Raw genomic sequence first — 13,604 nt, forward strand, 5'->3', positions numbered from 1 at the left:
GGGCCCCGTGTGCGCGAGCGCGCACCGGATGCGACAAGGGGAGAGTAGTCGTGAGTATTCGTGGTGCGCGAAAGCGCCATCAACCGACCGAGACAGAGCAGGCGAAGCCGCGCTGGGCGAGCGCTGCACGCAAGCTCGTCAGCGGCATCGTCACGACCGCGGTCGTCGCATCGTCGATGATCTTCATCGGCGGCACGGTCACGGCCGCGCCGGCGGCGGCAGCCGATCCGTTCCTCTGCACGCCCGGAGCGGTGTTCGTGCAGAGCTCGACCGAGATCCGCGAGTTCGCGGTGAACGAGCAGGGAGGCGCGCCCGGTGAGGGCGGCACCCTGGGCACGGTCAGCTTCGGCACCGATCACTCCGACAACGGCCTCGGCATCTCGGCCGGCGGTCGCTACGCGTACACGGTCACGAACACCTCATCGAACAAGGTGCTCGCGAAGCACGACCGAGTCACCGACCAGACCACGCGCACCTCGTTCACACTGAACTCCGCCGTGCTGCGTGGCGCCGTCAACCCGGTGACCGGCGTCTACTACTTCGCGAGCAGCACCGCAGGCAACGCGATCAACATCTACGCCTGGAACGAGAGCGTCACCCCGCAGACCTACGTGCAGGTCGGCACGCTGCGTCCCACCGCCGGCAGTAGCGACTTCGGTGCGAACGGCGACATGGCATTCAGCGCGTCCGGCCAACTCGTGCTGGTCGCGGATCAGGACATCTACGCCGCCGATCTGCCCACCGAACTCGTGTCGAGCACCGCCACCATCGACGCCAAGCAGGTGCACGACCTCGGTGACGGGGTGCAGGGCAACGGCATCGCCTTCGGCAACCTGGGTCATATCTTCGTCTCGGTCTCGGGTGGCGGCAACCGCATCATCGAGGTCGACCTGCCCCGTGGCGAGACGGTCAACACGACCTCGATCGGCAGCTTCTCGCCGACCGACATGTCGAGCTGCACCTTCCCGAACACCCTCACGCTCAAGAAGGACCTGCCGGAGGGGCGCCACGCGCCGACCGACCAGTTCGCGCTCAGCATCCAGTCGCCCGCCGGATACAGCGTCGCCCAGACCTCGGTCACGACGACCGGTGACGAGCCGGGCCTTCAGCGTGACTACGCCGGTCCGGTCTTCACGAACCAGGGCGACACGTTCGATCTCGCCGAAGCGGCCGCGGGCTCGGCCGACCCGACAGGCTATGACTCCTCTCTGGTCTGCGAGCAGATCAACGGAGACGGGTCGACCACGCCCGTGACCGTGAGCGCGACGGGCGAGGTCACCCAGCCCACGGGACCTCTCGGCACCGACGTCACCTGCACCTACTCCAACGTCCGCCTGGCGCCCGGGCTCGACCTGCGCAAGACCTCCGACCCGGCAGACGGCACGGCCGTCCAGGCGGGGCAGCGGATCACCTACCAGGTCGCAGTCGAGAACACCGGGAACACGGTGCTGGATGACGTCGAGGTCGCTGACGACCTGAGTGGCGTCTTCTCGTTCGCCGAGTATCAGGACGACCTCGCGACGACCGTCGACGGCATCGATCTCGTCGACAGCGGCGCCGCCATCGCCGGCGACATGCTCACGTGGACGGGAGCCCTCGAACCGGGCCAGATCATGACGTTCGCCTACTCGGTGATCGTCGATGACGACGTCGAGGGTGAGACCATCGCGAACAGCGTGACCGCCTCGGGCACGCCTCCCGGTGGCGAACCGATCGTCCCGCCCGCCGTCACGACCGAGCACCCGGTCGCGGGCTTCACCGTCACCAAGACCGCCGACCCCGCCTCGGGCACCGTGGTCGAGCCGGGCCAGGTCATCGACTACACCGTGACCGGCACCAACACCGGTGCGACCACCCTCGACCCGGCGTCCATCGCCGACGATCTCGCCGAGGTGCTCGCGCACGCCGAATACAACGCCGACATCGCGACCGCGATCGACGGCATCCCGGTCGCCACCGGGGGAGCCACCCTCACCGACGCCGACCTCGCCTGGAGCGGCACGCTGCAGGCCGGTCAGATCGTGACGATCACCTACTCGGTGACCGTCGCTGACGACGCCTCAGGCGAAGTCCTCAGCAACGTCGCCTCAGGCGCAGCCACCCCGACGACGCCGAACCCCGCCGACCCGACGGGCCCGCAGATCCCCGGCGAGCCGATCGTTCCTCCGACGTCGGTCACCCAGCATCCCGTGCTCGGATCGGGCTTCACCATCAGCAAGACGGCAGACCCGGCATCGGGCACCGCCGTCTCGGCCGGCGACACGATCGAGTACACGGTCACCGGAACCAACACCGGCGACACCGACCTCTCGCCGGTGACGATCACCGACGATCTCGCGGCAGTGCTCGACGACGCCGCGTACAACGACGACGTCACGGCCGACCGCGGCAGCGCGGATGTGGCCGAGGGCACGCTGACCTGGACGGGCTCCATCCCGCAGGGTGAGTCCGTCACGATCCGATACACGGTCACCGTCGACGACGGTGTCGAGAGCGCCCTGCTCCGCAACGTCGTGAACGGCGAGGCGATCCCGCAGATCCCCCTGGACCCGAGCGACCCCGAGAGTCCGACGACTCCCGGCACGCCGATCACTCCGCCGCAGGTCGAGACCACGCATCCCGTCGTCGACACCGGCTTCGAGATCACCAAGACCGCTGACCCGGAATCGGGCACGGCTGTGAGCCCCGGCGACACGGTCGAGTACACGGTCACGGGAACGAACACGGGCAACACCGTGCTCGACCCCGCCGCGATCACCGACGACCTGTCGGCCGTTCTCGCGCACGCCGCCTACAACGGCGATGTGTCGGCGACGACGGGCACGGTCGACGTGACCGGAACCCAGCTGAGCTGGACGGGCGCGCTCGGTGCCGGTGACGACGTCGTGATCACCTACACGGTGACCGTGAACGATGAGGCGACCGGCGTGCTGCTGCGCAACACCGCCGAGGGCGCGGCCACGCCGCTGATCCCTTCGGACCCGACCGACCCCGAGAGCCCGACCACCCCGGGCACTCCGGTGTCGCCGCCCCCTGCGACGACCCAGCATCCGGTCGTCTCGCCCGGCTTTGAGGTCAGCAAGACCGCTGACCCGGAATCGGGCACGGCCGTCGACCCCGGCAGCGTGATCGAGTACACCGTCACCGGCACGAACACGGGTGACACCGTGCTCGACCCGGCGGAGATCTCGGACGACCTCGCGGGCGTGCTGGCGAACGCCTCGTACAACGACGATGTGGATGCCACACGCGGCACCGCCACGGTGGCGGACGGCGCGCTCGTCTGGACCGGTGCGCTCGTGCCGGGTGCGAACGTCGTGATCACCTACTCGGTGACCGTCGACGGCGGCGCCGGTGGCGAGACCATCATGAACACGGTCACGGGAGAGGCGACACCGCGGGTGCCCGCGGATCCGAGTGACCCCGAGAGACCGACGACACCGGGGACGCCGATCGTCCCGCCGACGGTGATCACCGAGCACCCGGTCACCGTGCCCGGCTTCGAGTTCTCGAAGACGGCCGACCCGGCATCCGGAACCGCTCTGGATCCGGGTGACGTGATCACCTACGTGCTGACCGGAGTGAACACCGGTGAGACGGCGCTCGACAGCGTCGAGATCGTCGACGACCTCTCGGGCGTCCTCGATCACGCTTCGCTCGACGGAGATCCCGTCGCGACGATCGTCGGCGGCACAGCGGCGCCTGCCGTGGTCGACGGCGACGAGCTCTCCTGGACGGGCGCTCTCGCGGTCGGACAGACTGTCACCATCACCTACTCGGTGACGGTCGGAACGGATGCCGCCGGCGAACTGCTCGAGAACTCGGCGACCGCCGTCGCGACGCCTCCGGGCGGCGTGCAGATCACGCCTCCGCCGGTCACGACCACGAACCCGGTCAACCAGCCCGGCTTCTCGGTGTCGAAGAGCGCCGCGCCCGCTCCGGGCACGGCCGTCGACCCCGGCACTGTCGTCACCTACACGGTGACGGGCGTGAACACCGGCGAGACCGCGCTCGACCCCGTCGCCATCGTCGACGACCTGTCCGGAGTGCTCGATGACGCCGAGTTCAACGACGACGCGGTCGCCCAGGTCGACGGTTCGCCGGCGGCTGCTCCGGCACTCGAGGGCCAGACGCTCTCGTGGACGGGCGCGCTCGAGATCGGCGAGACCGTCACGATCACCTACTCGGTGACCGTGAACGCGGATGCCGGCGGCGACGTGCTCGAGAACTCGGTGACGGGCAGCGCGACTCCTCCCGGAGGAGTACCGCCGATCGAGACGCCCCCGGCGGTCACGGAGAACCCGATCAACGAGCCCGGATTCGAGCTCGTCAAGACGGCCGACCCGGCCTCGGGAACCCGCGTCGACCCGGGAAGCGTCATCACCTACACGGTGACCGGCATCAACACCGGTGCGACCGCGCTCGATCCCGTGACGATCGGTGACGACCTCTCGGGCGTCCTGGCTCACGCCGAGTACAACGGCGATGTGGCGGCCACCATCGGCGGTTCGCCCGTCGCGGCGCCCACCGTCGACGGTGACGAACTCTCCTGGCAGGGTGCTCTCGCGGTGGGCGAGCGGGTCTCGATCTCGTACTCCGTGACGGTGGATGCCGATGCGGGCGGCGAGACGATCTCGAACGTCGTCGGGGGCAGCGCCATCGCGCCCGGCGGTGCCGAGCTCACGCCGCCTCCGGCGTCGACCGAGCACCGTGTCGGCGCCCCTGGATTCACCTTCGCGAAGACCGCGAACGTGGACTCCGGAACGGCCGTGGCCGTGGGCAGCGTGGTCACCTACACGCTGACCGGCGTCAACACCGGTGAGACCGACCTCGACGAGGTCGTCGTCACCGATGATCTCGCCAAGGTGCTGGGTCACGCAGCGCTCACGGGCGTCGTCAGTGCGACCGTCGGGGGCCACACGGTCGAGGCGCCTGTGATGGCGGGCACCGAGATGCAGTGGGTCGGCGGCCTCGCCGAGGGCGAGACGGTGACGATCACCTACTCGGTGACCGTCGACGCCGATGCCGCCGGTGCCACGCTCGAGAACGTGGCCATGGCGTTGGCGGTGAGCCCGGGGGGCGATCCGCTGCCGGCCGTCGAGGGCGCCACCGTTCACCCCGTCCAGTCCCCGCTGGCGATCACGGGCGGTCAGCTCGCACCCTGGGCGTTGGTGCTCGCGCTGACCCTGCTCCTGGGGGGAGCAGCGCTCCTGATCCTGCGCCGTCGCGCAGCGATCGGCTGAGCGACCCGCGCGAAGAGAGGCCCTCGGCACCTGCCCCCTCAGGTGCCGAGGGCCTCTCGGCGTCGTGATCCGCCTCGGCGTCGTGATCCGGCTCCGCTGATACGGCTCGGCGCGGTGATCCGGCTCTGCGTCGTGATCTGACTCCGCTGCGGCGGACTTTCAGTGGTCGGCGAGCAGGTCGTGTGTCGCGGCCTGCTCGATCGCGTCGGCGCGATTGCGCGCATCGAGTTTGCGATAGATGCTTCGCAGCTGCGTCTTCAGGGTGTTCTGCGACACGTTCAGGTCGGCGGCGATCGACTGCAGAGATGCTCCCGAGGTGAGTGCGCGTAGCACGACCAGCTCGCGCGCTGAGAGGCGGGGGCGATCAGAGGTGGCGGGGAGCGCCGCGGTCACGAGACGCCCGGAATCGCGCACCCCGAGGGCATCCTGCAGCAGCTCGACGTCTTCGGGTCCGAACAAGGCGACTGGCGCAGTCAGCTCTCGATCGTCGAGTCGGATGCGCAGCGCGGCCGCCGCTTTCGCGGCCGCGGTCTCACCGGCGGTTCTCCGCAGGGCGGCGACCTGGATCGCCGCCGCCTCAGCGCGCTGACGTGAGGTCTGCGGCACCTGTCTCGTCTGCGCCAGCATCCGAGCCGCTTCAGAGGCATCGCCCTCGAACAGCGCGAGGCGCGCGCGTTCGACGATCGTGCCGAACTCGTCGGGCTTCGCATCATGGCGCAGTGTCGCGCGCGCCGAGGTCACGTCGCCGACGGCGAGATGCAGCAGGGTGCGCGCTCGGCTGAGCACGTGCCGTGCGTGGGCGCTCGACGTCTCGCGCCGTCGCAGGCGTCGCAGTGATTCCAGCTGCTCGAGTCCGGCCGCGGCCCTGCCCTCGTGCAGAGCGACCCATGCCTCAGCGAGCCCCATCGTCGCCCAGTGCTCGCTGGTCGAGCGGTGCGGGCCGAACACGCCGACGTGCTCGCGGGCAGCGGGCAGGTCGCCGTCCTCGACGGCGAGCAGCGCTTCTGCGACGCGGTAGAAGGTGCCGCGGTAGCCGTCGAGCTGCTGCTGCTCCCACGAGCTCTCGCGGATCAGCTCGGCGTAGTGGCGTGCCTCGGGCATGTCGCCGTTCAGAGCGTGGATGCCGCTGAGCAGCGCGATGCTGTGGAAGGCCTTGCTCAGGTCACGGGATGCGGCCAGCGCCGCCGCGTTCTCGAAGCACTCGATCGCGGCATCCTCACGCCCCCCGTAGTAGAGGGAGATGCCGAGATGCGTGCAGAGCAACGGCATCTCGAGGGCGTAGGGCTGCCATACCGACTCCGGCGTCTCGCGATACAGGGAGAGCGCTCTGGCAGCCACCTGAGCGGCACGCTCCGACATCCCGATGAGTCGCAGAGCGGCGCTCTCGGCTGCCCAGATGAAGACCCGTTCGGTCGTCGCCACACTGTTGCGTCGCGAGTTGGCCGCCGAGATCGCGACTCGCATCAACTGCAGGCCGCGCAGACGCCGCAGGTTGCTGGCGTTGTAGCAGATGGCGAGCAGCATGGCGATGAGCGGCTGGTCCTTGAGTCGCGACACCGGAAGCCCGCGCAGCAGTCGGACTGCGGCCGGCCCGTGGCGGTCGAGCAGCTGGCTCCATCCCGACATGATCACGTGCGATGCGAGCGCGAGGTCGTCGTACTCCATGGCGAGCTGCAGGGCATCCAGCGGCGCTCGCCGCTGGAGTGCGCCCTCGACGGCCAGGTTCATGAGGTGCGAGAGCTCATCCGCGTGCGATCGCACGAGCTCGCGGCGCAGCAGCGTGCGCACGAGCGGGGCGAACGAGAACAGCCGGTCGGTCGACCAGCTTCCGAAGCCGAAGGCCTCCGCGTCGTCGAGAGTGCGCTCGATCTCGTCCACGCCCGACAGTGTCCGCGCGGAGGCGAGATCGACGGCATCCGCGATGCTGATGCGCACCCACGCCGTGCGGGCGTCGGCGGCGACACCCGAACGCTCGAGGCGGGACTGCATGTACTCCTCGGCCGCGGGGGAGGCTGCCGCGATCGCCGACGCCGGGTCGTCGCCGAGCGCAGCCCGCTTCGAGGCTGCGTGGATCAGGGCAGGGAACCCGCCCGTCGCCGCGCGGATGTCCTCTGCGTCCGATTCGTCGACACCGAGCGTCCGCGAGATCTCCTCGACGTCGAAGAGAAGCTCGTCAGGCCCGATCAGCACGCGATCGATCACCAGGCTCACTCCGTCGCCATCGAAAGCGCTGCGCCGGTTGGCCGCTGCGATCACACGTGCGCCGTGTGCCGCGGCGACGGTCTGGCAGAGGTCGAAGATGCTCTCTCGCGACAGGCTCGCGGCGTCGTCGAGTACGAGGACGAGGTCCTCCGAGGTCTCGTTCAGGCACTGTGCGACAGTGCTCCACGGGTGCGTGAGCGTCTCGTCGGGTGGCGAGGTCAGACCCCCGCGTGCCATCGCGCGCAGAGCCCCGTGGGCGAGTTCGGCGCTGCCGGCTCTCGTCGCGTCGATCGTGACCCAGACGACCGTCGACGCGGTGGTGCGCGACCACTCGGCGAGTGCGACCGTCTTGCCGAGACCCGACGCACCGCGCAGCACCGTCAGCGGGCTGTCGTTCTCCAACGCCGCCACGAGTCTCGGTCGCGAGACGACATCACTCGGCACGCGGGGCACGTCGACGGGCACGCGTACGGGCACGGCGGATGCTGGCATCGTCCCTCCCCGGATCATGTGCGTCTCTACGATATTCCGAAACATCGGCGACCGGGGCGCATGGTCGGGCTTCGCGCGGCAGAGACGATCGATGAGTGAATCCCTCCGCATGCGCGCACATAGTCTGGTGGCATGGATCAGGCGCGACCGAGAACCGTGAGGCGCGCGCCGACGAGCGCGCTGCTCATCAGCGCAGCCTTCGCCGCGGTTCAGGCCCTGATCTTCGTCATGGTCGTGCCCGTCACCTCGCTGCTCGCCGTGTCGTCTCCGCCCGCCTACGCGCTCGTCGCCGCCGTGCACACCGCGATGCCGCTGCTCGCCCGCGTGGTCACCCGCACGCCCGGCATGGCCGTCTTCACGGCTGTGGTCACGGGGCTGCTGACGTCGGTGGTCTCGCCGATCGGCCCACTGGCGGCGGTGCCGATGGTCTGCGCCGCCGTCGTGATGGACCTCGTCCTGCCGCTGCAGCGGGGAGGAACGGCGAGTGCCCGCCGCATCCTCCTCGCAGGAGCAGCCGCCGGCATCGTGCTGTTCTTCGTCGCACTGCCGGTGTTCTCACCAGACCACCTGGTGCCAGGAGTCTTGATCGCGACGCTCATCGCCCGCATCGCCGGCGAGTTGGCCGTGGCCGCAGGCGTCATCGGAGTGCGGAGACTGCTCGTGCGCGCCGGGACGATTCGGTGAGGGGCGCCTGAGACCAGCTCGGCGCTCAGGCGGGAGCGTCGTCCGGGTTGAGGGCGCGAAGAGCGTCTTCCTCGACCTCGTTGTCGGCCGTCAGCTGGTCTTCGGTGTGATCGTCGCCGCCGAGTGCGGAGTCGCGGTCGGGGCTGGCGTCGCCCTGGATGGCGCCTCGGGGCGATTCGCCGTGCGAGCTGTCGCCCTGGATCGCGCCACCCTGGGCTGCACCCTGAGCGTTCTCTTCGTCGGCGTCGCCCTGGATGGCCCCGCGCGGTGAGTCGCCGTGTGAGCTGTCGCCCTGGATGGCGCCGCCCTGGGTCGATCCCTGCGCGTTGCCGTCGAGCTCGTCGGGGTGGCGCCCGGCATCCGCCGTCGACTGGCCGTCAGGAGCTGTGTTGTGCTCGGGAATCGCCTCGGGGGAGCCTTCGGCGGGCTGCTCGGGGTGCGGGGTGCGTCCTGTGTTCTGGTCCATGCGGCGAACGTACGTCCGCAGTGGCCGCCCGTGGAGGGCATTGACAAACCGTCGTGATGCGCTCAGAGCTCAGGTCGGTCGTTCTTCGGGGTGCGGATCGGCGTCGTGACGGCCGCCTCATCGCTGAACTCGACCGGCTCTGCCTTCTCGATGATGTCTGCCTCATCGACGACGTTCAGAGGCCGGGTCTCGTCGAGTGTCATCAGGAACCGGCTGTCCTCTGAACGGTGCAGTCTGCCGGAGGCGAAGATCCAGATCGCGCCGATCGCACAGGCCACGAATCCTGCGGTGCCGCCGAGCATGATCGCGCTGCGCGGCCCGAACGTGTCGGCCACCCACCCGGCGATCGGGGCGCCGACCGGCGTCGAGCCCATGATCACCGCCATGTACAGCGCGAGCACGCGGCCGCGCAGCGCGGGAGCCGTCGTCATCTGCACGTATCCGTTGGCGGTCGTCAGCAGCGTCACGATCATGAAGCCCGTGAACGTCAGCGTGATCGCATAGGTCAGATACGTCGGCATGGCTGCCGAGATGAAGGCCGCGACCCCGAATCCGCCCGCCGCGAAGATCACGACGCGAACGCGAGCGCGGTCACGCCGGGCTGCCAGCAGCGCCCCGGCGAGCGAGCCGATCGCGAGCACCGAGCTCAGCACGCCGTAGCCGTCGGCACCCGCCCCGAACTCGAGCGCCATGGTCGACGCGAAGATCGGGAAGTTCATGCCGAACGCGCCGATCAGGAACACCGTCACGAACACCACCCGCAGGTCGCTGCGACCCCACACATAGCGGAAGCCCTCGGCGAGGCCGCCTGGGCGGCGGTTCTTCAACCGAGGCGCGAGCTGGCCGGTGCGCAGCAGCATCAGCGCCACGAGCATCGCCAGGAAGGTCGCGGCGTTCGCGATGAACACCCATCCAGAGCCGATCGCCACGATCAACAGACCGCCCACGGCGGGGCCGATCATGCGGGCCAGGTTGAAGGATGCCGAGTTGAGGGCGATCGCGTTCGACATGTCGCCCATCGAGACCATGTCGGAGACGAATGCCTGCCGCGCGGGTGCGTCGAAGGCGTTGACGACACCGAACGCGGCTGCGAAGCAGAACATCATCGGCAGCGTCATCACGCCGCTCAGCAGCAGGACGCCGACGGCGATCGCGAGCAGCAGGAGGGCGCTCTGAGTCGCGAGCAGGATGCGGCGTCGTTCGAAGCGGTCGGCGACCCAGCCGGTGAGGCTCACGAGCACCAGCGGCGGACCGAACTGCAGCGCCATGGTGAAGCCCATCGCGGCGGCGTCGTTGTCGGTGAGCTCGGTGAGCACGACCCAGTCCTGCGCGGTCGCCTGCATCCAGCCGCCGATGTTCGAGACCAGAGCCCCGGCGAACCAGATGCGGTAGTTGATGTTCGAGAACGAACGGAACATCGCGCTCATCTGTCGACCACCTTTCGCATCAGCGCGCTCGCTTCTCGCAGCGTCGTCAGCTCCTCTTCGGTGAAGTCCAATTCGCCGAGCATGTCGGCCAGCAGCTCGTCTCGACGGCGGATGGTCTGGGCGACGATCTCTGTGCCCGACTCGGTGATGTCGACCTGCACGCGTCGTCGATCTTCGGCATCCGGAGTGCGGAGGACGAAGCCCTGCTCTTCGAGCCCGTTGATCATGCTCGTCATCGACGGCGCGGTGACCCGCTCGCGTTCGGCCAGGGCCGTGATCGTGCGGCGTCCGTGCATGCGCAGCGTCGCCAGCACCGCAAGCTGCGCGTCGCTCATCGCGTCGACGGCTCGAGCGGAGCGGAGGCGCCGTGCGAGTCGGAACGTCGCCATGCGCAGGTCTGTCGCGGTGAGTTGGAGGGATTCATCAGTCGCAGACATTACTTAGACAGTCTAAGTAATTGTGCTCGGAATCGGAAGTCGGTGGCGGGAGGCCCTCGTCGGACAGGCCACAATGGACGGGTGACCCGAACCCTCGCCATCGAAATCGCCGTGCAGGACCCCACCGGAGTGCGCATCGCCGGAGCTGTCGGCGCCGCGCGCGTCGAACTCGCACAGGCGCTGCCGCTCGGTGGACTCACTCCGTCGCCGGCGACCCTTGACCTGTCGATCGACGCGGCACGTGCCGTCGGGGTCGAGGTGCACGTGCTCGTCCGGCCCCGGGCCGGCGGTTTCCGCTACTCGGCCGACGAGATCACGATCGCAGAGAGCGACGTCCGCCGTGCGATCGACGCGGGCGCCGACGGTGTCGTGATCGGTGCACTCGATGACGAGGGGCTGCTCGACATCCCCGCCATGCGGCGACTGCGCGACGCCGCCGACGGAGCATCCGTCACCCTGCACCGAGCGATCGATGTGACCCCCGACCCCGTCGCGACGCTCGTCGCCGCCCGGGATCTCGGCCTCCGCCGGGTGCTCACCTCGGGTGGCGCCTCCGTCGCGATCGACGGCATCGACACACTCCGCGCGCTCGTCGCCGAAGCGGCTGGAGAGATCGAGATCATGGCCGGCAGCGGAGTGGATGCCGCCAGCGCCGCCGCGCTCGTCGCCGCCGGCGTCGACGCCCTGCACTTCTCCGCGAAGCGCATGGTGCACGAAGACGGCGGTGTGCGCATGGGGTCGGCCTCGGACGGCGTCGGCGGATACGAGGTCACCGACCTCGAGATCGCCCAGGGCATCATCGCCGCGCTGTCGAGCTGAGGCGCATGACGCAGTCGGCCTGACGCATGTCGCGCACTCTCAGTAGGGTGGGGGCGTGACCGATACGCGCGAATTCACGGATGCCGACGGCATCGCCATCGTCTACGACGTGCACCCCGCGGTGGGTGATGCGCGAGGAGTCGTGCAGCTGCTGCACGGTGTGGGCGAGCACGCCGGTCGCTACGGGGCGCTGATCGCCGCGCTGACCGGGGCCGGATTCATCGTCTACGCCGACGATCACCGCGGGCACGGTCGCACCGGCATCCGTCAGCATGGAGGACCCGAGAAGCTCGGCCGCCTCGGCAAGGGCGGACTGCGTGCGGCGCAGGCGGCTGTCTGGCAGCTCACCGGCATCATCAAGGATGAGCACCCCGACCTGCCGCTCGTGCTGCTCGGGCATTCGTGGGGCTCGTTCCTCGCGCAGATGCTCGTGAACGACCACCCCGAGGCGTGGGACGCTGTGATCCTTTCGGGGTCGGCTCTGCGCACGCCAGGGTCACTCAACGCGGCGCCGCTCAACGCCCGCTGGGCGGCCGACGACGCCACCGGCCTCGAGTGGCTGAGCCGTGACCCCGCCGTCTGGACCTCCTTCGACGAGGATCCGCTCACCACGAACCAGCCGCTTCTCAAGCTGTTCGGCCCGGTCGAAGCGGCCAAGCTCTACGGCCGCCCGCGCAAGGACCTCGGCCGCGACTTCCCCCTCTTGCTCCTCGTCGGACGCGACGACCCGGTCGGCGGACCCCGCAGCGTGCACAAGCTCGCCGACGAGTACCGCACGCGATCGGGGCTCACCGACATCACGACGCTGGTCTATCCGGATGCGCGTCACGAGATCTTCAACGAGCTGCAGCAGGACGAGGTGCGGGCCGACATCCTGTCGTGGCTCGACACCCGCATCCCGCCGCGCTGAGGCACCTCTCGCCGCGTGCGCCCCGTGTCGCGCACGTCGTGCGTCGGCGTGTTACGCACCGTGAACCCGCGTTACAGCGGGTGAATCCGCATGACGTCATCTCGGCACACCCGCCACTCCGCCGCATAGATTCGCGGCGAGAGCGAGGTGCGGGGTGGGTTTCGAAGACGAGTGGCGTGCATGGCATGAGTCGCGAGAGCGCTATGCCGGCGCCGAGTACGGCCCGGCCGCGCTCGAGTCGACGAACTGGCTCATCACCGAACCAGCCGCCGTGGAGGGGGTGCCAGGACTCTGGGCGCTCACGGGAGACGGAGGGATCCGCGGCAGCGATCTCGGCACCGCCGGGTCGGTCGTCACGCTGAGGGGCCGTGACACGCTGCGGCTCGGGCGCCGTGAGCTGCGCGTGTTCGACAGACGCGGCGATGTCGCCCTGCGGGTGTTCAACCCGAGGCGGCCGGAGCGGGAGCGTTTCAGCGCGATCGACGCGTATCCGCCTCGCAAGGGGTGGCGCATCGACGCAGTCTTCGAGTCGACGCCGGGCGAGACGATCACCGTGACCTCGGTCGACGGCCGCTGGTATGAGTCAGACCTCGCCGGACGGCTGCGGTTCACGCTCGACGGGGTCGCGGTGACTCTCGCTGCGACCCGCACGCCCCAGGGCGGCCTGAGTGCGGTCTTCGCCGACGGCACCAACGGCACCGAGACCTACCGCTTCCGCTTCCTGCCCGTGGAAGAACCGGCATCAGACGGGTCCGTTGTCATCGACTTCAATCGTGCCTACCTGCCCCCGTGCGCGTTCTCCGATCAGTACGTATGCCCCCAGCCGCCGCCTGGCAACCGCTTCTCGGCACCGATCCGTGCGGGCGAGCGGGCGGTCGTGCTCGGTCGCTGAATCCGCGGCGCACCGCGCCTGGGCGACGGCCT

Annotated in this window: 9 protein-coding genes; 5 read left to right on the forward strand and 4 right to left on the reverse strand. The window is 69.4% G+C overall.

Annotated elements, in window-relative coordinates:
* The first annotated feature begins 50 nt into the window (after positions 1-50).
* Positions 51-5,243 (forward strand): isopeptide-forming domain-containing fimbrial protein, encoded by a 5,193-nt coding sequence (locus ACIOU8_RS13370; protein WP_400790298.1) that lies wholly within the window; start codon positions 51-53, stop codon positions 5,241-5,243.
* Between the two features lie 159 nt (positions 5,244-5,402).
* Here ACIOU8_RS13370 and ACIOU8_RS13375 read toward each other — a convergent pair whose 3' ends face one another.
* Entirely contained in the window at positions 5,403-7,937 is a 2,535-nt protein-coding gene (locus ACIOU8_RS13375) for a LuxR C-terminal-related transcriptional regulator (protein WP_400790300.1), read from the reverse strand.
* 132 nt (positions 7,938-8,069) lie between these two features.
* Here ACIOU8_RS13375 and ACIOU8_RS13380 point away from each other — a divergent pair, with 132 nt between their 5' ends.
* Positions 8,070-8,621: a hypothetical protein gene (locus tag ACIOU8_RS13380; RefSeq protein ID WP_400790302.1), complete on the forward strand. Its 552-nt coding sequence runs from the start codon at positions 8,070-8,072 to the stop codon at positions 8,619-8,621.
* Between the two features lie 25 nt (positions 8,622-8,646).
* Here ACIOU8_RS13380 and ACIOU8_RS13385 read toward each other — a convergent pair whose 3' ends face one another.
* The 3 genes from ACIOU8_RS13385 to ACIOU8_RS13395 all read right to left on the reverse strand — a co-directional run bounded on the left by ACIOU8_RS13385 (position 8,647) and on the right by ACIOU8_RS13395 (position 10,951).
* Positions 8,647-9,087 (reverse strand): hypothetical protein, encoded by a 441-nt coding sequence (locus ACIOU8_RS13385; RefSeq protein WP_400790304.1) that lies wholly within the window; start codon positions 9,085-9,087, stop codon positions 8,647-8,649.
* A gap of 62 nt (positions 9,088-9,149) precedes the next feature.
* Positions 9,150-10,505: an MFS transporter gene (locus ACIOU8_RS13390; protein ID WP_400790701.1), complete on the reverse strand. Its 1,356-nt coding sequence runs from the start codon at positions 10,503-10,505 to the stop codon at positions 9,150-9,152.
* Positions 10,506-10,510: 5 nt separating this feature from the next.
* Positions 10,511-10,951 carry a MarR family transcriptional regulator gene (locus tag ACIOU8_RS13395; RefSeq protein ID WP_400790307.1) on the reverse strand — a complete coding sequence of 147 codons (441 nt, stop codon included), beginning with the start codon at positions 10,949-10,951 and terminating at the stop codon, positions 10,511-10,513.
* An 81-nt stretch (positions 10,952-11,032) separates the two neighbouring features.
* Between ACIOU8_RS13395 and ACIOU8_RS13400 the strand changes: the two genes are divergently transcribed.
* The 3 genes from ACIOU8_RS13400 (at position 11,033) to ACIOU8_RS13410 (ending at position 13,572) form a co-directional block, all read left to right on the forward strand.
* Positions 11,033-11,770 (forward strand): copper homeostasis protein CutC, encoded by a 738-nt coding sequence (locus tag ACIOU8_RS13400; protein ID WP_400790309.1) that lies wholly within the window; start codon positions 11,033-11,035, stop codon positions 11,768-11,770.
* A 55-nt stretch (positions 11,771-11,825) separates the two neighbouring features.
* Positions 11,826-12,680: an alpha/beta fold hydrolase gene (locus ACIOU8_RS13405; protein WP_400790312.1), complete on the forward strand. Its 855-nt coding sequence runs from the start codon at positions 11,826-11,828 to the stop codon at positions 12,678-12,680.
* Positions 12,681-12,834: 154 nt separating this feature from the next.
* The gene (locus ACIOU8_RS13410) at positions 12,835-13,572 is read left to right on the forward strand and encodes a DUF1684 domain-containing protein (protein ID WP_400790314.1); all 738 of its coding nucleotides are present in this window, start codon (positions 12,835-12,837) and stop codon (positions 13,570-13,572) included.
* The last annotated feature ends 32 nt before the right edge of the window (positions 13,573-13,604 follow it).

The organism is Microbacterium sp. NPDC087589 (genome assembly GCF_044743635.1).
Lineage (GTDB): Bacteria > Actinomycetota > Actinomycetes > Actinomycetales > Microbacteriaceae > Microbacterium.

Coding starts and splice junctions, on each gene's coding strand:
- ACIOU8_RS13375 (WP_400790300.1), bottom strand. CDS start 7,937: ATGCCAGCATCCGCCGTGCCCGTACGCGTGCCCGTCGACGTGCCCCGC.
- ACIOU8_RS13380 (WP_400790302.1), top strand. CDS start 8,070: ATGGATCAGGCGCGACCGAGAACCGTGAGGCGCGCGCCGACGAGCGCG.
- ACIOU8_RS13385 (WP_400790304.1), bottom strand. CDS start 9,087: ATGGACCAGAACACAGGACGCACCCCGCACCCCGAGCAGCCCGCCGAA.
- ACIOU8_RS13390 (WP_400790701.1), bottom strand. CDS start 10,505: ATGTTCCGTTCGTTCTCGAACATCAACTACCGCATCTGGTTCGCCGGG.
- ACIOU8_RS13395 (WP_400790307.1), bottom strand. CDS start 10,951: ATGTCTGCGACTGATGAATCCCTCCAACTCACCGCGACAGACCTGCGC.